Below are 22,315 nucleotides of genomic sequence, written 5' to 3'. Positions count from 1 at the left end.
AGAGTGAGAGTGAACTTATGAGCTTGAATCCTAGAGACGTCGTGATTGTCGACTTCGGTCGTACTCCGATGGGCCGCTCCAAGGGCGGCATGCACCGCAACACCCGCGCCGAAGACATGTCGGCGCACCTGATCAGCAAACTGCTGGAACGCAACGTCAAGGTCGACCCGAACGAAGTCGAGGACGTGATCTGGGGCTGTGTGAACCAGACCCTGGAGCAGGGCTGGAACATCGCCCGCATGGCGTCGCTGATGACCCAGATCCCGCACACCTCGGCCGGCCAGACCGTCAGCCGTCTGTGTGGCTCGTCCATGAGCGCGCTGCACACTGCCGCGCAAGCGATCATGACCGGCAACGGTGACGTGTTCGTTGTTGGCGGCGTCGAGCATATGGGTCACGTGAGCATGATGCACGGAGTCGATCCGAACCCGCACATGTCCCTGTACGCGGCGAAAGCCTCGGGCATGATGGGCCTGACCGCCGAAATGCTGGGCAAGATGCACGGCATCACTCGCGAGCAACAGGACGCTTTCGGCGTGCGCTCCCACCAACTTGCCCACAAGGCGACCGTGGAAGGCAAGTTCAAAGACGAAATCATCCCGATGCAGGGCTATGATGAGAACGGTTTCCTGAAACTGTTCGACTACGACGAAACCATTCGTCCGGAAACCACCCTGGAAAGCCTGGCGGCCTTGAAGCCAGCGTTCAATCCGAAGGGCGGTACCGTGACTGCCGGTACTTCGTCGCAGATCACCGATGGTGCTTCGTGCATGATCGTGATGTCGGCGCAGCGTGCACAGGACTTGGGCATTGCGCCTCTGGCGGTGATTCGCTCGATGGCAGTGGCAGGTGTGGACCCGGCGATCATGGGCTATGGTCCAGTACCGGCTACACAAAAAGCACTGAAGCGCGCGGGCCTTGGCATCAACGATATCGACTTCTTCGAACTCAACGAAGCTTTCGCCGCACAGGCCCTGCCGGTGCTGAAAGATCTGAAAGTACTCGACAAGATGAACGAGAAGGTTAACCTGCACGGCGGCGCGATCGCCCTGGGTCACCCGTTCGGTTGCTCCGGTGCGCGTATCTCGGGCACTTTGCTGAACGTGATGAAGCAGAATGGCGGCACCTTCGGGGTAGCCACCATGTGCATTGGTCTCGGCCAAGGCATCTCCACCGTCTTCGAACGCGTCTAAGCGTTTCGTTGACGGAAGCCGGGGCCAAGTGCCCCGGTTTTTGTTTTTCCGGATTTATTTTTGTTTTTATTTTGAAAAAATTTGAGTGAGGGCCAAAGCATGCCGATACAACCTGGGCTCTACCAACATTACAAAGGTCCGCAGTACCGCGTATTCAGTGTCGCGCGGCATTCGGAAACCGAGGAAGAAGTGGTCTTCTACCAAGCCCTGTATGGCGATTACGGCTTTTGGGTGCGTCCCTTGAGCATGTTCCTGGAGTCAGTCGAAGTTGACGGCGAACAGGTGCCGCGCTTTGCTTTGGTGCAAGCCGAAGAGAGCCTTTTTACCAAGCCATAAGCTGAGTGCGCGCAAAACCCTGCGCTTGACCTCACCTTGTAGCCACTATATATAGCGGTGCCGCGTCAGGCGCCAACCGCCTTTCACTTCTAGAATTCAGGAATTTTCTGATCCATGGGCAAATCGCTGGTCATTGTGGAATCCCCGGCTAAGGCCAAGACCATCAACAAGTATTTGGGCAACGAATACGTGGTGAAGTCGAGTATCGGCCATATCCGAGACCTGCCCACCAGCGGTTCGGCTAGCGCCAGCAAAGAGCCAGCCGCCAAGCGCGGCAAGGCTGCTGCGGGTGAAGCGCCGGCCTTGTCGCCGAAAGAAAAGGCGCGCAAGCAGCTGGTTGCTCGCATGGGGGTCGATCCCGATCATGGCTGGAAAGCCAAGTACGAGATCCTTCCGGGCAAGGAAAAGGTCATCGAAGAGCTGCGCCGGCTCGCCAAGGATGCTGACACCATCTATCTCGCAACCGACTTGGATCGCGAGGGGGAAGCCATTGCCTGGCACCTGCGCGAAGCCATCGGTGGTGACGACAGCCGTTACAGGCGCGTGGTGTTCAACGAAATCACCAAGAAGGCGATCCAGGAAGCCTTCTCCCGACCGGGCGAGCTGGACATCGACCGGGTCAACGCCCAGCAGGCGCGTCGATTCCTCGACCGCGTGGTGGGTTACATGGTTTCGCCACTGCTGTGGGCCAAGATCGCCCGTGGCCTGTCCGCCGGTCGCGTGCAATCGGTAGCAGTGAAGCTGGTGGTTGAGCGTGAGCGTGAAATCCGCGCGTTCATCCCGGAAGAGTACTGGGAAGTGCACGCCGACCTCGGCACAGCCAAAGGCGCAACCGTGCGTTTCGACGTCGCTCGCGAGAAGGGCGAAGCGTTCAAGCCGCTCAACGAAGCCCAGGCCATGGCCGCGCTGGAAAAGCTCAAGGCTTCCAGCTACAGCATCGTCAAGCGTGAAGACAAACCGACCAGCAGCAAGCCATCGGCGCCGTTCATCACGTCCACCCTGCAACAGGCCGCGAGCAACCGCCTGGGCTTCGGTGTGAAGAAAACCATGATGATGGCCCAGCGTTTGTACGAAGCCGGCTACATCACTTACATGCGTACCGACTCCACCAACCTCTCGGCCGATGCCGTGGCGATGGCGCGTACCTATATTGAAAGCGAGTTCGGCAAGAAGTACCTGCCGGAAACCCCGAACGTCTACAGCAGCAAGGAAGGCGCACAAGAGGCTCACGAAGCGATTCGTCCGTCCGACGCCAACACCGAGCCAAGCAAGCTGTCGGGCATGGAGCGTGACGCAGAGCGGCTCTACGAGCTGATCTGGCGCCAGTTCCTCGCTTGCCAGATGCTGCCGGCGCAATACCTGTCGACCACGGTCACCGTCGGTGCCGGCGACTTCGAGTTGCGTGCCAAGGGCCGTATCCTCAAGTTCGACGGTTACACCCGCGTCATGCCGCAAATCGCCAAGCCAGGCGATGACGATGTACTGCCGGACATGGCCCAGGGCGACGCGATGAAGCTGATCAAGCTTGATCCGACCCAGCATTTCACCAAGCCGCCGGCGCGTTACTCGGAAGCCAGCCTGGTCAAAGAAATGGAAAAACGCGGCATTGGTCGTCCTTCGACCTACGCGGCGATCATTTCGACCATCCAGGATCGCGGCTACGTGGCGCTGCACAACCGTCGTTTCTACTCGGAAAAGATGGGCGACATCGTCACCGAACGTCTGGCCGAGAGCTTCTCCAACCTCATGGACTACGGCTTTACCGCCGGCATGGAAGAGCATCTCGATGACGTGGCCCAGGGCGAGCGCGACTGGAAAAACGTACTCGACGAGTTCTACGGTGACTTCAAGAAAAAACTCGAAGTGGCCGAAAGTCCGGACAACGGCATGCGTGCCAATCAGCCGGTAATGACCGACATTCCGTGCACGACCTGCGGCCGTCCGATGCAGATTCGTACCGCGTCGACCGGCGTGTTCCTCGGTTGCTCGGGCTACAGCCTGCCGCCGAAAGAGCGCTGCAAGGCTACCGTCAACCTGGTGCCGGGCGATGAGATCGCTGCGGACGACGAAGGTGAGTCGGAGTCGCTGGTATTGCGTGGCAAGCACCGCTGCCCGATCTGCAGCACGGCGATGGATGCCTACCTGCTCGACGAGAAGCGCAAGCTGCACATCTGTGGTAACAATCCGGATTGCGACGGCTACGAAATCGAAGAAGGCGTCTATCGCATCAAGGGGTATGAAGGTCCGAGCCTCGAATGCGACAAGTGCGGCAGCGAGATGCAGCTCAAGACGGGTCGTTTCGGCAAGTTCTTCGGTTGCACCAACGCAACCTGCAAGAACACCCGCAAACTGCTGAAGAGTGGTGATGCGGCGCCGCCGAAAATGGATCCGGTGAAGATGCCTGAGCTGAAATGCGAAAAGGTCAACGACACCTACATCCTGCGCGACGGTGCTTCTGGCCTGTTCCTGGCGGCCAGCCAGTTCCCGAAAAACCGCGAAACTCGTGCGCCGCTGGTCATGGAAATCATCCCGCACAAGGATGAGATCGATCCTAAGTACCACTTCCTGTGTGAAGCGCCGAAGAAGGATCCGGACGGCCTCCCTGCAGTGATTCGCTACAGCCGCAAGACCAAAGAGCAATACGTGCAGACAGAAGTCGACGGCAAGCCGACTGGCTGGAAGGCGTATTTCGACGGCGGCAAGTGGACCGTTGAAGACAAGCGTCCGGCAGCCAAGGCTTAAGCGCAAGCTTGTAGTGGGCCGACTCCGTCGGCCAACGGGAGCAAGCTCCCTCGCTACATAGAAAAGGCCGCATGAGACCCTCGGGTTTTCATGCGGCCTTTTTGTTTTGTGCTTGCGGTCGACTTGGATGATCCATGACACTGTCTGACCAGTGTGATGCAATTATTTCGTTGTGGAGGCTGCCGTCATGGCCCACGAACTTTATACCCGTACCAACCAGAAGATTTATTTCGCCGGCCTGTCGCTGGAAGCGCTCGCCAAGGCCGAAGAGGGGCGGGCGATGAATTCCCTGGCGCTGATTCAGGCTGGCCGCGAATCGGCATTGTTTCACCTGTACGGGGCGCTGCTGGGGCTGTGTCATGAAATTGCCGGTTTTTATCGTTTGCCCCAGGCTAATGCGTCCCGGGCTGAATCATTGCTGAATCGCGAAGTGCTGCAAAGCATCGCCATTCCTGAAATGGCCGAGATGGTCGAGCTGGCCAACAACCCGGAAACCTGGCTGGCCAAGCTGCTGGCGGCCCATGCCGCGCTGTTTCAGCCGCCAAGGGCGCCGCACAAACCCAAGGGCGATGTGACGCAACCTTTGATCCTGGCGGTAAACCTGGACGAAGAAGAGGCGCCTGAAGAGTTGAGCCGTGAAGAGCTGGAGAATTGGCGTCAGAACCTCAAAAGCCTGGCGATCCGCTTTCGCGAAGGCTTGAACGAGTGCTGAAGGACTGATTTTTTTGACGGACGACACGGAAGGCGGTCCGTACAGGGAAGAGTGTTGTCGGAAATTTCTCTTCGTGATGGCATCTGGTCAAGATCCCGAGCGAAGCCTTGCTGATGCCTATATAATCGCCGCCTTTCGTGGAGAACAAACCTTTATGCCAACGTCCTTTCTAGAAATTGTCGAGTTACCAGACGGCCGTATCGAGCTGCGCAGGGCTGAGGACGAGGGTTCTCTGGTTACTTTGGATTTCTCCGAGGACGCCAAAGCGTTCCTGCAAGGCCAGCACGTAGAAGTCGCCAAAGCGATGCTGAGTGTCGGCGTTCAGATGGCCGGACGCTTGGTTGAAGGTGAATTCGACAAGGATGAGGGCGCGCGGGTTCTTCATTGATCCCCGTTCGTCGAATTCTTTCGAATACCGTTTCAGACCAGCTTCTCTATCCTTGGAGAAGCCCTGCGCTGTTCAGCGTGCACGTACTTACCAGTTAACCCAATCGAATATTCAGGCTTTGCGCGTCCCCGGTCCGGGCGGCGCTGATCAACTGTTGCCGCGAACTTATACTCAACGAGTTGAGCCAGCTGACGACTGTGTGACTGCGGCCGAGACGAAGGGCTTCGCAGGTCAGTTGCTGGGCGCTCTGGGTGCCGCGCGGTTGCAGCAGCAGGATGCGTTCGCGATTGAGGCCGGCGTCCCGCAACCAGGCCTGGGTCAGGCTGGCGGGTGGGGCGATCAATGTCAGCCAGCGTGCATCTTGATCCTGGCTCAATTCCCGCAGGATCGGCGCCAGAAGGTTCAGGCAGTTCCCGGCGGCCCCACGCAGGGACAATTCACTGAAGACTTCGGGTTCGGCGCTCCATGGAGACTCGACCACTTCCTGCAGGATCGGAGCCAGCGGCTGCGCCAGGAATGCTTCGAACAGCAGAGGCAGTTGGGCTTGCTGTGATGTGTGTGGGAACTGCATGGAGCCTCCTTTAGCGGCGAATGACGCCGACACTCAAACCTTCGATCACCAGTTCCTGATCTTTAAGGTTCACTTCGATAGGGGCGAATTCAGGGTTCTCGGCAATCAGCCAAACCTTGCTGCCGTCACGCTTGAAGCGCTTGACGGTCACTTCGTCGCCGATACGTGCCACCACGATCTGGCCATTGCGGGCCTCGCGGGTGGTATGGACGGCCAGCAAGTCGCCGTCGAAAATACCCACGTCCTTCATGCTCATGCCATGCACGCGTAGCAGATAGTCGGCGCGCGGATGGAAAAACGAAGGATTGATGTTGCAGGACTCTTCGACATGTTGCTGGGCGAGGATCGGCGCACCGGCCGCTACCCGGCCAATGATGGGCAGGCTGGAGTCATCGGCCTTGGCTTCGAAACCGGGTATGCGGATCCCGCGGGACGCACCCGGGGTCATTTCGATCGCGCCCTTGCGGGCCAGCGCCTTGAGGTGTTCTTCAGCGGCGTTGGGCGATTTGAAACCCAGTTCCTGAGCGATTTCCGCGCGGGTCGGCGGGTAGCCGTTATCTTCCAGGCAGCGTTTGATGAAGGCCAGGATCTCGGCTTGGCGTGGCGTCAGCTTTAGCATATTGATCGCTCTGTTTTTTTATACAGTGACTGGGATTATATACAGTGAAGCGATCTTGGCAATGCCCGTTTTTTCAGTCGCCGCCGGACGGTCGAACAGCCAGTTGATTGAAGCTTTGCGGTTGTATGGTTAAATGTCTGACCGACCATTCCCAAAACGAACTGCCAGACTTGACAAGGCACAGGTTGAAACGTATGTTTCAAACAAGTGTTTGTCAGGCGGAGTAGCCATGGCCCAGTCGGAAACCGTTGAACGCATTCTTGATGCTGCCGAGCAGTTGTTCGCGGAAAAAGGTTTCGCTGAAACCTCGTTGCGTCTGATCACCAGCAAGGCCGGTGTCAATCTGGCTGCGGTGAACTATCACTTCGGTTCGAAAAAGGCGCTGATACAAGCGGTCTTTTCGCGCTTTCTCGGACCGTTCTGCATCAGCCTCGATAAAGAGCTGGAGCGACGCCAGGCCAAGCCTGAAATCAAGCCCACGCTCGAAGAGCTGCTGGAAATCCTCGTCGAGCAGGCCCTGGTGGTTCAACCGCGCAGCGGCAACGATCTGTCTATCTTCATGCGCTTGCTGGGCCTGGCCTTCAGTCAGAGCCAGGGGCATTTGCGTCGTTATCTGGAAGACATGTACGGCAAGGTGTTCCGTCGCTACATGATGCTGGTTAACGAAGCTGCGCCGCGCATTCCACCGATCGAACTGTTCTGGCGCGTGCACTTCATGCTCGGCGCGGCTGCTTTCAGCATGTCCGGCATCAAGGCCCTGCGTGCAATTGCCGAGACCGACTTCGGGGTAAACACCTCCATCGAGCAGGTCATGCGGTTGATGGTGCCATTCCTCGCTGCCGGCATGCGTGCCGAATCCGGTGTCACCGATACGGCCATGGCCAGTGCACAACTGCGTCCGCGCAGCAAATCGACACCGGTTGCCGCCAAGGTTTGACCGCACATGGGTGGGCGCGGCAGCTGACATCCGTTAAGCTAGCCGCCCATGCCGACTCTCGTTCTGAATCCGTTTCCCATTGATATCGCCGATCTGCCGGGCACTGTCCGCGGCGGCGAATTCGTGTGGGCGGGATTCATCGTTATCAAGGAATCTCTATGACTGCTGGCCTGCAAGGCTCGTTGATGGTGGACGTCGCCGGTACCTGGCTGACGGCTGAAGATCGCCAATTGTTGCGCCAACCCGAAGTGGGCGGTCTGATCATTTTTGCCCGTAACATTGAACATCCGCGGCAGGTCCGCGAATTGAGCGCTGCAATTCGCGGCATTCGCCCCGACCTGCTGTTGGCGGTGGATCAGGAGGGCGGACGGGTGCAGCGCCTGCGTCAGGGCTTTGTACGGCTGCCCGCCATGCGTGCGATTGCCGACAACCCGAATGCCGAGTACCTGGCTGAGCAATGCGGCTGGATCATGGCCACCGAAGTGTTGGCCGTTGGCCTGGATCTGAGTTTCGCCCCGGTGCTGGACCTCGATTACCAGCGCAGTGCCGTGGTTGGCACTCGCTCGTTCGAGGGCGATCCGGAGCGTGCGGCGGTGCTGGCCGGTGCATTCATTCGTGGCATGAACAGCGCTGGCATGGCCGCCACCGGCAAGCATTTCCCCGGGCACGGCTGGGCCGAGGCAGATTCCCACGTCGCGATCCCGAACGACGAGCGCAGCCTCGACGAAATCCGCGCCAACGACCTCGTGCCGTTCGCCAAATTGAGCAAACAGCTGGCTGCTGTCATGCCGGCCCACGTGATTTACCCGCAAGTCGATGCCCAGCCTGCCGGCTTCTCCCGTCGCTGGTTGCAGGACATCCTGCGCGGCGAGCTGCTATTCGACGGTGTCATCTTCAGTGACGATCTGTCCATGGCCGGCGCTCATGTAGTCGGTGATGCCGCCAGCCGCATCGAAGCGGCACTGACCGCCGGTTGCGACATGGGCCTGGTGTGTAACGATCGCGCGGCCGCCGAACTGGCCCTGAGTGCTGTGCAACGCATGAAGGTCAAGCCGTCTGCACGGATTGCGAAGATGCGCGGTCAGTCGTATGCGCGCACCGATTACCGTCAGGACCCGCGCTGGCTGGCAGCCGTCGGCGCGCTCAAAGAAGCTCAATTGATTGATTAAGGACTGTTCGTTATGACGGTTTACGCGATTATCGGTGGTACCGGCCTGACTCAGCTCGAAGGCCTGAGCATCCGTCAGTCATTGGCGGTCGATACCCCTTACGGCGCGCCTTCGGCCGACGTGCAGATCGGCGAATATGCCGGCAAGGAAGTGTTGTTCCTCGCCCGTCACGGCCATCCGCACCGTTTCCCGCCGCATCAGGTGAACTACCGCGCTAACCTCTGGGCGCTGAAGCAGGCCGGGGCCGAGGCGATTATCGCGGTCAACGCCGTGGGCGGGATTCATGCGGCAATGGGCACCGGACATTTCTGCGTGCCGCATCAGTTGATCGACTACACCAGCGGTCGCCAGCACACCTATTTTGCCGATGACCTGGAACAGGTCACGCACATCGATTTCAGCTATCCGTACAGCGAACCGCTGCGGCAGCAATTGATCGCGGCACTGGCGGTTGAAGGCGTTGGATACAGCAGTCATGGCGTGTATGCCTGCACCCAGGGTCCACGGCTGGAAACCGTCGCCGAAATCGCACGCCTGGAGCGTGATGGCTGCGACATCGTCGGCATGACAGGAATGCCGGAAGCGGCATTGGCCCGTGAGTTGGAGCTGGACTACGCCTGTCTGGCACTGGTGGTGAACCCGGCGGCGGGCAAGTCGACAGCGGTGATCACCATGGCCGAAATCGAGCAAGCTCTGCATGACGGGATGGGCAAGGTGAAGTCGACGTTGGCGCGGGTGCTCAAGGGCTGAGTTAGCGTCAGGCCGAGTTGCCCCCTTCGCGAGCAGGCTCGCTCCCACAGGAAAGGTGATCACCCTGTGGGAGCGAGCCTGCTCGCGAAAGCGATCTATCAGGCGAAGCCAATTTCAACGTTTTTCCAGCTTGTCCGGCAAAGGCGCAAACAACGCCTCGATATCATCGCTCTGCAGTTTCCAGTCCCCAGCCTGACGCCCATCCAGCACACCGGCCGCGAGGTCGGATTTTTCTTTCTGCAGATGCTGAATCTTCTCTTCCACCGTACCTCGCGCGATCAGTTTGTAGACGAACACCGGTTTTTCCTGGCCAATGCGGTAAGCGCGGTCGGTCGCCTGGTTCTCTGTCGCCGGGTTCCACCACGGGTCGTAGTGAATGACGGTGTCTGCTTCCGTCAGGTTCAAGCCGACGCCACCTGCCTTCAGGCTGATCAGAAAGATCTGACGTTTGCCGCTTTGGAAGTCCTTCACCGGCGTGCGCCGATCGCGGGTCTGTCCGGTCAGCAAGGCGTAGGCAACGCCGCGTTTGTTCAATTCGTCTTCAATCAACGACAGCATTGAAGTGAATTGCGAGAACAGCAGGATTCGGCGGCCCTCTTCGAACAACTCTTCGAGCATTTCCATCAGGCTGTCGAGTTTGCCTGACGTGCTACCGCGAGCCGGCAGCGCAGCGTCGTTGACCAGGCGCAAATCGCAGCACACCTGACGCAGTTTCAGCAGAGCCTCGAGGATGATGATCTGGCTGCGCGCGACGCCCTTGCGGGTGATCTCGTCGCGGACTTTCTTGTCCATGGCCAGGCGCATGGTTTCGTATACATCGCGCTGGGCCTCGTTGAGTTCGACCCAGTGAATGATCTCGGTTTTCGGTGGCAGCTCGGTGGCCACCTGCTCCTTGGTCCGACGCAACAGAAAAGGTTTGATCCGACCGTTGAGGTGCTGAAGTCGTACCTCGCTGGTGCGCTTTTCAATCGGCACGCGGTAATCGCGGTTGAAGCTCTTCACATCGCCAAGCCAGCCTGGCAGGAGGAAGTGAAACAGCGACCACAGTTCGCCCAAGTGATTTTCCAGCGGCGTGCCGCTCAGGCACAGACGCTGACGGGCGTTCAGCTCACGGGCGGCATGGGCGGCCTTGCTGTTCGGGTTCTTGATGTATTGCGCTTCATCCAGTACCAGGATATGCAGCGGCTGCGCCGCCAGGCGTTCGACATCCTTGGGCAGCAACGCGTAGGTCGTCAGGATCAGGTCGTAATCCGCCAGGTTCTCGAAATGCTTTTTGCGACTGGCGCCATACAACGCCAGCACTTTGAGCTGCGGCGTGAAGTGCGCTGCTTCATCGAGCCAGTTGGGGATCAGGCTGGTGGGCATCACTACCATGCACGGGCGGTCGAGACGTCCGGCGTTTTTCTCGCTGAGAACGTGCGCCAGGGTTTGCAGGGTTTTACCCAGGCCCATGTCGTCCGCGAGAATCCCGCCTACCTCCAGCTGCCGCAACGACTGCATCCAGCTAAGGCCTTCCAGCTGATAGGGGCGCAGTGTCGCGTTCAAGCCTTCCGGGACACTGGCGGTGTAATCCTTGATGTCACGCAGGCGTTGGGCAAAGGTGCGGATCTGTTCGCCGCCCTCCCACAACAGTGGTAAGTCCTCCAGCGGATTCAGGCGCGTGGCGTCGGCCTTGCTCAGGCGCAGCGTGGTTTCGCCCGGCTCTTGCAGATAGAACTCGCCGAGGGTCGCCAGCACCGGTTTCAAGCGGCCGAAGGGCAGGGCGACTTGCAGGGGGCCGTACTCGGAATTCGGTCGATTGGGAATGTTCACCAGGATCAGTTCGTCGTCACGACGTCGGGCCAGGCGTTCCGGATTGAGGATTTCGGTGTGCGAACGCATCAGGTTCAGCAGGATCGGCAACAGGCTCAGGCGCTCACCGTTGACGATGATCCCCAGTTCCAGATCGAACCAGTCGCGCTCCGGCGCCTGTTCGACTGTGGCATACCAGTCATCCACCGCGGTCAGGTCAAAGCCGAAGTCCTCGTTGATCTGCAATTCCCAGCCCTGGGTGCGCAGCTTCGGCAGTTCGTTGAGGGTGAAGGTCAGCCAGGCGCTGTCGTTGACCATCTCGAACAGTTCGCCAGCACTTTCCGGCAAGGCCTTGCTTTGGCGAGTGGCGATCTTGAAGCCGAGGATGCGTAACTGTTCCCTGTAGGACTGTTCCACTTCCGGATGGCGTTTTATCCGCAGCGTCTGGGTCTCCTGACGAATCAGGATGTCGGCGTTTTTCTGCCCGGATACGTACTCATCCAGATAGCTGAAGGACAACGCCGCACGGTGCTGGATGTAGCGCTGCATGCGGCCATTGCGCGGTTCGAAGGCGCTGAACTCGATGCTCGCCAGCCACAGGCGCGGAACCGGTTGCACGTTGTCCACCAGCACTTGCGGCGGCGCCTTCGGACTGCGGTTTTCCAGCACGGCCTGGAGTTTTTCCAGAAGCTCGGCGTCTTTGGCGGCAGCGGGGTAGGCGAGGGTTTCCTGCACTTGCAGCAAGACCGCCGCGCAATGTTTGCAGTTACTGTGGACCGGGCACGTGCAGGTGGCGTCGATCATCAGCAACGTACCTTTGGCTGACTCTCGCAAGCGAATGGTCTGGCGGTAAACGTTACCGCCAGAGCCTTCGCAGGCCGCAATGATCGTAGCGTCGCCGGCCTCGACGATCCTGACGCGGTTCTCCAGCGCGTAGCGGCGGCCACGCTCCAGGCTCTGTTCCTTGAATCGGCTGACCCATGAAGGTGCCAGAGGTTTGCTCAGGGTCGTGGACATGAGGAGTCAATCAGTCCGGAATTTCTTCGGGGACTGGCCGTGGCGCAGGGGCGGTCAGTGAGGTGATCTTGATCAGCAGGCCAAGATGGCCGGCATCGAGGAAGTTCAACTGCCCGTTTTTGGTATGGCTTTCTGTTTTCAAGCGTTCACTAGCGGTGACCAGGCCGTCGGTGTTGATCTGGTTGACCCAGAAGTCGGCGTCGACATCGGTGAAACGCCCCAGCTTGATGCTCAGCGTGCCCTCGATAGGGAATTGGCCGAATTGTTCCTTGCCCTCGCTGATCGCGACTTTGGTGGCTTCCTCGCCAAGGTTCTGTTGCCAGGCCTTGTGCAGCAATACCGTGTATTCATTGCTGGTGGTCAGCTTTTCCACTTCATCGTTAAGGCTTGGGGTGCGCAGGCTGTCGGGGTTGATGTGTTGGGCACCGGCATCCCAGTCTTCCGGCGCGGAACGGGTGATAATCGCCGGCACGGCATTCTGCCGCACCAGAATCATTTCAATCTGATACAGATCATCGGCAAACACCGAGGGGGCGACCAGCGTTAACAACAGGGTCAGTGAGCGAAACAGGCGCATGCGGCGTCCTTCAAGCAGTTTTCGGGATGAGGCGCTCGAACAGCGCCTCTACAGTATTAAAGCGCTCTTCCGGGCGCTCCATCGGGACCATGAACTTGAACATCGTGGCACCTTCGAATTTGTAGCGTTTTGGCTGGCTCTGGATCAGTTTGATCAGGGTCAGCGGGTCGACCGGTGTTTGCGCCGCGAACTCGACCCGACCGCCTTGCGGGCCGCCGTCGACTTTCCTGATGCCCAACAACTCGGCCTGCAGTTTCAGGGCGGTGATGCGTATCAGGTTCTTGGTCGGCTCCGGCAGCAGGCCGAAACGGTCGATCATCTCCACCTGCAGATCCTTGAGGCCATCCTCATCGGTGGCCGAAGCGATGCGCTTGTAGAGAATCAGGCGTGCATGAACGTCCGGCAGATAGTCTTCGGGAATCAACGCCGGTACGCGCAAGTTGACTTCCGGGCCACCGCCCAGCGGTTGATCGAGGTTCGGCTGTTCGCCCTTGCGGATCGACTTCACGGCACGTTCGAGCATTTCCATGTACAGCGTGAAACCGACGGCCTGGATCTGCCCGCTTTGGCCATCGCCGAGCAGTTCGCCGGCACCACGGATTTCCAGATCGTTGGTGGCGAGGACGAAACCTGCGCCGAGGTCCTGAGTATTGGCGATCGCTTCCAGGCGCTTCTCTGCGTCCGGGGTGATTTGCTGGCGCGGCGGTGTCAGCAGGTACGCGTAGGCTTGGTGGTGACTGCGTCCGACTCGACCGCGCAACTGGTGCAACTGCGCCAGGCCGAACTTGTCGGCACGCTCGATGATAATGGTGTTGGCGCTCGGCACGTCGATGCCGGTCTCGATGATGGTCGAGGCGATCAGCACGTTGAAGCGCTTGTGGTAGAAGTCGCTCATCACCTGTTCGAGTTCGCGTTCGCGCATCTGGCCGTGGCCGATGCCGATCCGCGCTTCCGGCACCAGTTCGGCGAGGTCGGCGGCGCATTTCTCGATGGTCTTCACGTCGTTGTGCAGGTAGTACACCTGACCGCCGCGCAGCAGTTCGCGGAGCAGGGCTTCCTTGACCGTACTCTTGTTCTGCTCCATGACGAAGGTCCGTACGGACAGACGACGGGCCGGCGGTGTGGCAATGATCGACAGGTCACGCATACCCGACACCGCCATGTTCAGCGTGCGCGGAATCGGCGTGGCGGTCAGGGTGAGAATGTCGACTTCGCTGCGCAATGCCTTGAGCTGTTCTTTCTGGCGCACTCCGAAACGGTGTTCTTCGTCGATGATCACCAGGCCGAGGTTTTTGATCTTCACGTCGTCCTGCAGCAGCTTGTGCGTGCCAATGACGATGTCGATCTTGCCTTCGGCCAGATCCGCGACCGCGGCGTTCACTTCCTTGGCCGATTTGAAGCGGCTCATCACTTCCACGGTCACCGGCCAGTCGGCGAAGCGGTCGCGGAAGCTGTTGTAGTGTTGCTGGGCGAGCAGGGTGGTGGGCACCAGAATGGCGACCTGACGACCACCGTGCACGGCGATGAAAGCTGCGCGCATCGCCACTTCGGTCTTGCCGAAGCCCACGTCGCCGCACACCAGGCGATCCATCGGCTTCGGAGCGAGCATGTCTTCGCGCACGGCTTCGATGGTGGTTTGCTGGTCGGGGGTTTCTTCGAACGGGAAGCCGGCACTGAAGGTGGCGTAATCGGCTTTCGGATCGGCAAAGGCATAGCCTTCGCGGGCAGCACGGCGCGCATAGATGTCGAGCAGTTCCGCTGCCACGTCGCGCACCTGTTCGGCGGCCTTGCGCTTGGCTTTCTGCCAGGTCTCGGAGCCGAGGCGGTGCAGCGGTGCCAATGCGTCGTCGCTGCCGGTGTAGCGGGCGATCAAATGCAAGTTGGCCACCGGCACGTAGAGTTTGGCGCCCTCGGCGTACTCCAGGGCGAGGAACTCGGCGGCCTGATTGTCGATTTCCAGTGTCGCGAGGCCAAGGTAGCGACCGACACCGTGATCGATATGCACCACCGGTGCGCCTTCGCGCAGCTCGGTGAGGTTCTTGATGACGGCGTCGTTGTTGGCATCGGCGCGTTTCTCGCGGCGACGGCGTTGCATCACGCGCTGACCGAACAGCGGACTTTCGGCAACCAGTGCCAGGGCTGGATCGTCCAGCAGCAAGCCTTCATCCAGTGGCGCAATGGTGATCGCCAGACGCTCTTTGCCGGCGACAAAATCCGGCCAGCTATCGACGGTCTTCGGCCGCAGTTTCAGGCGTTCCAGCAGCTCCAGCAATACTTCACGCCGGCCTGCGGATTCGGCGGTGAACAGCACGCGCCCGGGGAACTCGTCGAGGAAACCCGAGAGTGCCGCCAGTGGCTGGGTGGCCTTGGCTTCGATGGCCAGGTTCGGCAGTTCCCGCGCGGGGAATCGCTCACGGCCGACGCCGGTTTCCACGTCCTGTTGGCTGGCCACCACTCGCGGCCAGTTTTTCAGGCGTGCGAAGCAGTCTTCCACCGGCAGGAACAGTTCGGCGGGCGGCAACAAAGGACGGGAGGGATCGACGCGACGTTCTTCGTAGCGATTGCGCACGTCGTTCCAGAAGTTTTCCGCGGCTTGTTCGATGCCCGGCAGCGAGAACACTTGGGTGTCCTGAGGCAGGTAATCGAACAGCGTCGAGGTTTCCTCGAAGAACAGCGGCAGGTAGTACTCGACGCCGGCCGGGGTAATCCCGCTGTTCAAGTCCTGGAAGATCGGGCAGCGACGGAAGTCGACATCGAAGCGCTCGCGAAACCGTGCCTTGAAGCGAGTGACGGCTTCTTTCTCCAGCGGGAATTCCTTGGCGGGCAACAGCTTGACCGAATCGACCTTGTCGATGGAGCGCTGATTCTCTGGATCGAAGGTGCGCAGTGTCTCGATTTCGTCGTCGAACAGGTCGATGCGATAAGGCAACTTGCTACCCATCGGGAACAGATCGATCAGTGAGCCACGCACGGTGAATTCGCCATGCTCGTACACGGTGTCGACATAACGATAACCGGTGGCTTCCAGCCGGGTGCGCATCTGCTCGACATCGAGCTTCTGGCCCACATCCAGCACCAGGCTGCTGCCGAGCAGGAATTTGGTCGGCGCGAGGCGGTGCAGGGCGGTGGTGATGGGCACCACCAAGACCCCATGACTCAGCTCCGGCAATCTATAAAGAGCCGAGATGCGTTGGGAAATGATGTCCTGGTGCGGCGAGAACAGATCATAGGGCAGGGTTTCCCAGTCGGGGAAATGCAGCACAGGCAAATCCGGGGCGAAGAAACTCAGCTCCTGTTCCAGCCGTTCGGCACTTTGGCTGTCGGCGGTCAGCAGCAGGGTAAAGCGCTTGGCAGCGCTGGCGGCCTCGGCGATGGCCAGGCTCAAGGAAGCACCGGGCAGGTTGCCCCAATGCTGTTTACCTGCCGCGGCAGGGAGAAGCGGTAGACGCAGAACGGGCACGGAAGGTTGAGCTCCAAGCGTTGCGACAAAGTCGGTAATTGTAGCGGTCTCGGGTGCCGGCTGTCAGTTGCAGATGTGTCTATTACGCGGTTGGAACGAAATGTAGTGGTAAAGACAAAATCGGCCTGTTTTTTCGTGAAAATTACCGAGTATGTAGTGGAAAAACCAATCGGTGTTACGGATGGTTACGGACAAGAAGGTGTGGGGCCCAAAAAATTGACAATGCTGGAGGCCCCGGTTTTATTGGGCTTCAGAGGTGCGTAATTTTTTTGAACAGGATTTTGTTACGGACGGTGCGACAAGCGCGCATTGCTACGTGGGGCGCAGAGCGGCATAATGTAGCCCCTTTTTTCTGCCCCTACATGTGGAAGGTTCCCGTGACTCAGAAGCCCGACCAGTGTCTTGGTGAATGGATCGACCGTGAAGCACTCGCAGAAGCGATGATTCCGCTTATCGGTCAGCTCTACCGCAATAACAACGTGGTGAGTTCGATCTATGGCCGCAGCCTGATCAATCGTTCAGTCATTGCGATTCTCAAAGCTCACCGCTTTGCTCGTCACCGTCAGTCCGACGACAGCGAGCTGTCCGTCCACGAAACATTCCCGCTGCTCAAGGCGATGAGCGAGCTCAAGCTCGGCGCCGCTTCGGTAGACCTGGGCAAGCTGGCGGCCAAATTCAAGGCCGAAGCCAATGGCCGTACTGCCGAGCAGTTCGTCCGTGAAGAAATGGCTGACGTGGTTGGTCAGCAGAACGCTTCCGCCCGCAAAGGCACCGACGTTGTCCTGTACGGCTTTGGTCGTATCGGCCGTCTGCTGGCGCGCATCCTGATCGAGAAAACCGGTGGTGGCGACGGCCTGCGTCTGCGCGCCATCGTCGTCCGCAAGGGCGCCGAGAACGATCTGGTCAAACGTGCCAGCCTGCTACGTCGTGACTCGGTCCATGGTCCGTTCGATGGCACCATCACTATTGATGAAGCCAACAACACCATCACCGCCAACGGCAACCTGATCCAGGTTATCTACGCCAAGAGCCCGGCCGAAGTCGACTACACCCAGTACGGCATCGAAAACGCTCTGATCGTCGACAACACCGGTGTATGGCGTGACGCTGACGGCTTGGGCCAGCACCTGGCCTGCCCGGGCGCTGCCCGCGTGATCCTCACCGCACCTGGCAAGGGTGCGCTGAAGAACATCGTTCACGGCATCAACCATGGCGAAATCACTCCGGACGACAAGATCATCTCGGCGGCTTCCTGCACCACCAACGCCATCGTGCCGGTACTCAAGGCAGTCAACGACAAGTACGGCATCGTCAACGGCCACGTCGAAACCGTTCACTCGTTCACCAACGACCAGAACCTGATCGACAACTTCCACAAGGGCAGCCGTCGTGGCCGCGCCGCGCCGCTGAACATGGTAATCACCGAGACCGGTGCCGCCACCGCAGCCGCCAAGGCACTGCCAGTACTCAAGGGCAAGCTGACCGGCAACGCGATTCGCGTACCTACGCCGAACGTGTCGATGGCTATCCTGAACCTGAACCTGGAAAAGGCCACCACTCGCGAAGAAATCAACGAGTACCTGCGCCAGATGGCCATGCACTCGGATCTGCACAAGCAGATCGACTATGTCAGCTCGCAGGAAGTGGTTTCCACCGACTTCGTTGGTTCGCGCCACGCTGGCGTTGTGGATGCCGAGGCGACCATCACTCAAGATAACCGCGTTGTTCTGTACGTCTGGTACGACAACGAATTCGGTTACAGCTGCCAGGTGGTTCGCGTGATGGAAGACATGGCTGGTGTAAACCCGCCAGCATTCCCGCGCTAAGCCTTAGCTGCACATGAAAACGCCCCGACCTTGGTCGGGGCGTTTTTGTTTGTGCGATGGAGCCGCGGGTGTGTTGTCTGGCCCGGCCTCTTCGCGAGCAGGTTCGCTCCCACATTTCTATCGCATAATGGCGGGACTTGGCGTTGTGCCAGAGTTGTTCCATGGGAGGGGGTTCGTTGAATTGGCGGCTGATAGGGATAGTAGTGTTGACTGGCATCCTCTCAGGCTGCGGTAACGGAGACTCCTTGGAGGTCTTCGGCGGCCCGACCATGGGCAGCACCTGGTCGATCAAGTACGTACGCCAGGCCGGTCTTCCCGCTCCTGCAAAGGTACAGATTGAGGTCGAAACAATCCTGACTGAAATCGACCGGCAAATGTCGACCTACCGCAGCGACTCCGATATCGCCCGCTTTAACCAGTTACCCGCCAACCGTTGTCAGAAAATGCCCGCGTCGATCCTCGAATTGATCCGCGTTGGCGAGCAGTTGTCGGAACAAAGCGCAGGATCGTTCGATTTGACCGTGGAGCCGCTGCTCAATCTCTGGGGATTCGGCCCTCAGGCTCGCGAGGAAAAAGTCCCGACTGCCGAAGCGCTTGCCGAGGTGCGGCAGCGAGTGGGTCACGCACATCTACGTATCGATGGCGATCAACTGTGCAAGGATGCCGCCGTCGAAGTCGACTTCAACAGCGTTGCCGCCGGTTATGCGGTCGATAGAATCGCCGCCAGGCTCGCAGCACTGGGCATTCACAATTACCTCGTCGAAGCCACCGGTGAGCTCAAGGCGGCCGGCAAGAAGCTCGATGGCTCACCGTGGCTCATTGCCCTGGAGGAGCCTCGCGACGATCAGCAAGTGGCCGAGCGCATCGTCGCCATCGACGGTTATGGCCTGTCCACCTCCGGCGACTACCGCAATTATTTCCAGCAGGGTGGGCGGCGTTATTCCCATACCTTCGATGCCCGGACCGGTGCGCCGGTCTCACACATGCTGGCCTCGGTCACGGTGATTCATCCTTCTGCGTTGATGGCCGATGGCTTATCTACGCTGTTGCTGATTCTCGGCCCGGAGCGCGGTTGGGATTACGCAGAAAAACATGATATCGGCGCATTTTTTGTGATTCGTGCCGATACAGGTTTCGTCACACGCACCAGTCACGCTTTTGCACGCTTGAGTGGCGGCGAAATCGAGTGATTGCGGCGTTAAAGCATTGAAAACTGGCGTTCTGGTGCAGGCAAAAGTAGCCTACGACGCGACCAAGGGTTAATGTGCGCGGCGTTGACGCTTCTATAGACTGTGTCCGGGTTCTGCACTGGCCCCAAATTGTTCCTTCACGCCACAGATCGGCGTGATTTAGCCGCAGGTGCCGATGGCGCCACGGCCTGTTCTGAGGAGTACGCATGGCTGTCTACAACTACGACGTGGTGGTGCTGGGTTCCGGCCCGGCGGGAGAGGGCGCGGCAATGAACGCCGCCAAAGCAGGGCGCAAGGTGGCGATGGTCGATAGCCGTCGCCAGGTAGGCGGTAACTGCACCCACCTGGGTACCATCCCGTCCAAGGCACTGCGTCACTCGGTCCGGCAGATCATGCAGTTCAACACCAACCCGATGTTCCGGGCCATTGGTGAGCCGCGCTGGTTCTCGTTTCCGGACGTGCTGAAAAGCGCTGAAAAAGTCATCTCCAAACAAGTCGCTTCGCGCACCGGTTACTACGCCCGTAACCGCGTCGACGTGTTCTTCGGCACCGGCAGCTTCGCCGACGAGCAAACCGTCGAAGTGGTCTGCGCCAATGGCGTGGTCGAAAAACTGGTGGCCAAGCACATCATCATCGCCACCGGTTCGCGTCCGTATCGTCCAGCCGACATCGATTTCCACCACCCGCGTATCTACGATAGCGACACCATCCTCAGCCTCGGTCACACCCCGCGCAAACTCATCGTTTACGGCGCCGGCGTGATCGGTTGTGAATACGCATCGATCTTCAGCGGCCTGGGTGTTCTGGTCGAGCTGGTGGATAACCGCGGTCAGTTGCTGAGCTTCCTCGACTCGGAAATTTCCCAGGCCCTGAGCTACCACTTCAGCAACAACAACATCACGGTTCGCCACAACGAAGACTATGACCGGGTCGAAGGCGTGGACAACGGCGTGATCCTGCATCTGAAGTCCGGCAAGAAGATCAAGGCCGACGCCTTGCTTTGGTGCAACGGCCGCACCGGCAACACCGATCAGTTGGGTCTGGAAAACATCGGCGTGAAGGTCAACAGCCGTGGCCAGATCGAAGTCGACGAGGCTTACCGCACCGGTATTCAGAATATCTACGGCGCAGGCGATGTGATCGGCTGGCCAAGCCTGGCCAGTGCCGCCCATGACCAGGGCCGTTCGGCCGCTGGCAGCATCGTCGATAACGGCAGCTGGCGCTTTGTGAATGACGTGCCGACCGGTATCTACACCATTCCGGAGATCAGCTCGATCGGCAAGAACGAGCAGGAGCTGACCCAGGCCAAAGTGCCTTATGAAGTGGGCAAGGCGTTCTTCAAGAGCATGGCGCGTGCGCAGATCGCCGGCGAGCCGCAAGGCATGCTGAAGATTCTGTTCCACCGCGAAACCCTGGAAGTACTGGGCGTGCACTGCTTCGGTTATCAGGCGTCGGAGATCGTGCACATCGGCCAGGCGATCATGAACCAGCCGGGCGAACTCAACACCCTGAAGTACTTCGTCAACACCACGTTCAACTACCCGACCATGGCGGAAGCCTATCGGGTCGCGGCATACGACGGCCTCAACCGGCTTTTTTGAGTGGCTCCGGCCGGTGGCCTGAGCCGGCCGGGGAGACCGATTTCAGCAATTCTCGAGCGTGGCAGTGGCCAAACCGGGAAAGTCTGTAATCAGGCTGTCAACGCCGAAGTCGGCGAGTCTGCGCATCAGTGCGGGCTCGTTGACTGTCCACACCGACACATGCAGCCCCTGTCGCTGCGCCTTCTGCAGGCGTTCCGGCGTGCACAGGGTCCAGTTCAGCGCCAGAATTTCGCAGCCGTAGCTTGCCGCGACCTTCAACGGGTCGAGCCAGGCGTATTCGGCCACCAGTCCCCTGGACACATCCGGCACCAGGTCTACGGCGGCTTTCAGCACTTCGCGCGAGCTCGAGGTGATGGTCACCTTGTCCAGCAAGCCATGCCGTTGCACCATTTCACGGATTGCCAGTACGGTGGTCGCAGCGCGGGTGCGTGAAGCGCTTTTGACTTCCAGTTGCCAGTGATCGAAATCGCATTTTTCGAACAGTTCTTCCAGCGTTGGAATCGGGCAAGGCTTGATCCAGCCGGGCCCGCCCTTGCGTGCGTCGTAGGTCACCAGTTCGGCCGCGGTATGTTCCACCACCTTGCCGCGCCGGTCGGTGGTGCGCTTGAGCGTCGGGTCGTGAATGACCATCAGCTCGCCATCACTGGACAGGTGCAGATCGAGTTCACAGCGGCGTACGCCGTGCTTGAGACATTCCTGAAAACCGGTCAGGGTGTTTTCCGGTGCTTCGCCCTTGGCGCCGCGGTGGCCGTAGATGAGGGTCACGGTTCTTCCTTAAATTAATTGCCTGATTCGAGTAGTTCGCGGGCCTGGCGTCGATCCTGGGCCTGCTTCTGCAAAATATGACGGGCCAGCAACTGCCGCTGGGCATCGGTCAGGTGCTCGAACTCGGTGCCGACGTCGTAACCATCGCCCTTGCGGTCGCAATGGGTGACGCGGGCGCGCAGCAGCAGGCCCAGCGCTTGCGGCATCAGCACCAGCTTGACTGACAGGCGTGCGCCGGCGGCAATCGGGGTGGGGTGCTGAAACTCGATGCCACCCTCGGAGATGATCACCGGCTGCGGCTCGCCGATCTGCCCGAGCACGGTGAGGGCGATCACCTGGCTCAGCAAATCGATGCGCTTGTTCTGGGATTTCAGGAACGCCGAGAGGGTTCGGTCGCGCTCGCTGATCTGGCGCAACAGGTGTTGCGACTCGAATTCGCTCAGGTGCAATTCGCTGAGCACATTGAAGAGTGGGGAAGCATCCTGCAACACTTCCTGGCCTGCGGCTTCGAGAGCGGACAGGGGCCGAATTTCCAGTGCGATCGTGTCCTCGATACGGTAGTATTCGCGGCGATCTTCTTCATCTAATGTCGACATGGCGAACCCATGGTAGCGGCGGTGGTCTGAGTGTAAAGCTGGTTATCGACCCCCGCCACAAGGACGTTCCTTTTC

At 59.5% G+C, this 22,315-nt stretch carries 18 protein-coding genes; 11 read left to right on the top strand and 7 right to left on the bottom strand.

Features of this window, described 5'->3' with window-relative positions; genetic code table 11:
- The first annotated feature begins 17 nt into the window (after positions 1-17).
- The 5 genes from fadA to FFS64_RS25655 all read left to right on the top strand — a co-directional run bounded on the left by fadA (position 18) and on the right by FFS64_RS25655 (position 5,371).
- Entirely contained in the window at positions 18-1,193 is a 1,176-nt protein-coding gene (fadA, locus tag FFS64_RS25675) for an acetyl-CoA C-acyltransferase FadA (RefSeq protein ID WP_137807668.1), read from the top strand.
- Positions 1,194-1,292: 99 nt separating this feature from the next.
- Positions 1,293-1,529 carry a DUF1653 domain-containing protein gene (locus FFS64_RS25670; protein ID WP_007986363.1) on the top strand — a complete coding sequence of 79 codons (237 nt, stop codon included), beginning with the start codon at positions 1,293-1,295 and terminating at the stop codon, positions 1,527-1,529.
- 114 nt (positions 1,530-1,643) lie between these two features.
- Positions 1,644-4,271: a type I DNA topoisomerase gene (gene topA / locus FFS64_RS25665; RefSeq protein ID WP_137807667.1), complete on the top strand. Its 2,628-nt coding sequence runs from the start codon at positions 1,644-1,646 to the stop codon at positions 4,269-4,271.
- Positions 4,272-4,458: 187 nt separating this feature from the next.
- A complete protein-coding gene (locus tag FFS64_RS25660) occupies positions 4,459-4,983 on the top strand; it encodes a DUF6586 family protein (RefSeq protein ID WP_137807666.1) in 525 nt (174 codons plus the stop codon).
- A 154-nt stretch (positions 4,984-5,137) separates the two neighbouring features.
- Positions 5,138-5,371: a hypothetical protein gene (locus tag FFS64_RS25655; protein WP_095197020.1), complete on the top strand. Its 234-nt coding sequence runs from the start codon at positions 5,138-5,140 to the stop codon at positions 5,369-5,371.
- A gap of 94 nt (positions 5,372-5,465) precedes the next feature.
- Here FFS64_RS25655 and sulA read toward each other — a convergent pair whose 3' ends face one another.
- Both sulA and lexA read right to left on the bottom strand, forming a co-directional pair.
- Positions 5,466-5,942 (bottom strand): SOS-induced cell division inhibitor SulA, encoded by a 477-nt coding sequence (sulA, locus tag FFS64_RS25650; protein ID WP_137807665.1) that lies wholly within the window; start codon positions 5,940-5,942, stop codon positions 5,466-5,468.
- A gap of 10 nt (positions 5,943-5,952) precedes the next feature.
- Entirely contained in the window at positions 5,953-6,561 is a 609-nt protein-coding gene (gene lexA, locus FFS64_RS25645) for a transcriptional repressor LexA (protein WP_047531364.1), read from the bottom strand.
- A 229-nt stretch (positions 6,562-6,790) separates the two neighbouring features.
- Between lexA and FFS64_RS25640 the strand changes: the two genes are divergently transcribed.
- The 3 genes from FFS64_RS25640 to FFS64_RS25630 all read left to right on the top strand — a co-directional run bounded on the left by FFS64_RS25640 (position 6,791) and on the right by FFS64_RS25630 (position 9,417).
- On the top strand, positions 6,791-7,498 hold the full coding sequence (locus FFS64_RS25640; protein WP_095197002.1) for a TetR/AcrR family transcriptional regulator: 708 nt from the start codon (positions 6,791-6,793) through the stop codon (positions 7,496-7,498).
- Between the two features lie 158 nt (positions 7,499-7,656).
- Positions 7,657-8,667 carry a beta-N-acetylhexosaminidase gene (gene nagZ, locus FFS64_RS25635; protein WP_137807664.1) on the top strand — a complete coding sequence of 337 codons (1,011 nt, stop codon included), beginning with the start codon at positions 7,657-7,659 and terminating at the stop codon, positions 8,665-8,667.
- A gap of 12 nt (positions 8,668-8,679) precedes the next feature.
- Positions 8,680-9,417: an S-methyl-5'-thioinosine phosphorylase gene (locus FFS64_RS25630; protein WP_137807663.1), complete on the top strand. Its 738-nt coding sequence runs from the start codon at positions 8,680-8,682 to the stop codon at positions 9,415-9,417.
- 114 nt (positions 9,418-9,531) lie between these two features.
- On the opposite strand, the gene FFS64_RS25625 is transcribed toward FFS64_RS25630, so the two are convergent.
- Genes FFS64_RS25625 through mfd form a run of 3 tightly spaced genes read right to left on the bottom strand, consistent with a single transcriptional unit; the run spans position 9,532 to position 16,262 of the window.
- Positions 9,532-12,225, bottom strand: a complete 2,694-nt coding sequence (locus FFS64_RS25625) for a DEAD/DEAH box helicase (protein ID WP_137807662.1) — start codon at positions 12,223-12,225, stop codon at positions 9,532-9,534.
- Positions 12,226-12,235: 10 nt separating this feature from the next.
- A complete protein-coding gene (locus FFS64_RS25620; RefSeq protein ID WP_137807661.1) occupies positions 12,236-12,802 on the bottom strand; it encodes a CsiV family protein in 567 nt (188 codons plus the stop codon).
- Positions 12,803-12,812: 10 nt separating this feature from the next.
- Entirely contained in the window at positions 12,813-16,262 is a 3,450-nt protein-coding gene (gene mfd / locus FFS64_RS25615; protein WP_137807660.1) for a transcription-repair coupling factor, read from the bottom strand.
- Between the two features lie 362 nt (positions 16,263-16,624).
- Between mfd and FFS64_RS25610 the strand changes: the two genes are divergently transcribed.
- The 3 genes from FFS64_RS25610 to sthA all read left to right on the top strand — a co-directional run bounded on the left by FFS64_RS25610 (position 16,625) and on the right by sthA (position 20,879).
- Positions 16,625-18,088 carry a glyceraldehyde-3-phosphate dehydrogenase gene (locus tag FFS64_RS25610; RefSeq protein WP_137807659.1) on the top strand — a complete coding sequence of 488 codons (1,464 nt, stop codon included), beginning with the start codon at positions 16,625-16,627 and terminating at the stop codon, positions 18,086-18,088.
- A gap of 161 nt (positions 18,089-18,249) precedes the next feature.
- The gene (locus FFS64_RS25605; RefSeq protein ID WP_137807658.1) at positions 18,250-19,278 is read left to right on the top strand and encodes an FAD:protein FMN transferase; all 1,029 of its coding nucleotides are present in this window, start codon (positions 18,250-18,252) and stop codon (positions 19,276-19,278) included.
- Positions 19,279-19,484: 206 nt separating this feature from the next.
- On the top strand, positions 19,485-20,879 hold the full coding sequence (sthA, locus tag FFS64_RS25600; RefSeq protein WP_095196994.1) for a Si-specific NAD(P)(+) transhydrogenase: 1,395 nt from the start codon (positions 19,485-19,487) through the stop codon (positions 20,877-20,879).
- A 42-nt stretch (positions 20,880-20,921) separates the two neighbouring features.
- Here sthA and FFS64_RS25595 read toward each other — a convergent pair whose 3' ends face one another.
- Together FFS64_RS25595 and FFS64_RS25590 are read right to left on the bottom strand one after the other, a co-directional pair.
- Positions 20,922-21,644 (bottom strand): glycerophosphodiester phosphodiesterase, encoded by a 723-nt coding sequence (locus FFS64_RS25595; protein WP_137807657.1) that lies wholly within the window; start codon positions 21,642-21,644, stop codon positions 20,922-20,924.
- Between the two features lie 14 nt (positions 21,645-21,658).
- Positions 21,659-22,240, bottom strand: coding sequence for a PilZ domain-containing protein (locus tag FFS64_RS25590; RefSeq protein ID WP_137807656.1), 582 nt, complete (start codon positions 22,238-22,240; stop codon positions 21,659-21,661).
- Positions 22,241-22,315: the final 75 nt, after the last annotated feature.

The sequence above is a fragment of the Pseudomonas sp. G(2018) genome, from assembly GCF_005502415.1.
Taxonomy (GTDB): Bacteria; Pseudomonadota; Gammaproteobacteria; order Pseudomonadales; family Pseudomonadaceae; genus Aquipseudomonas.
The sequence above is the reverse complement of the archived record's forward strand: the minus strand, read 5'-3'. Positions and strand labels throughout refer to the sequence as shown.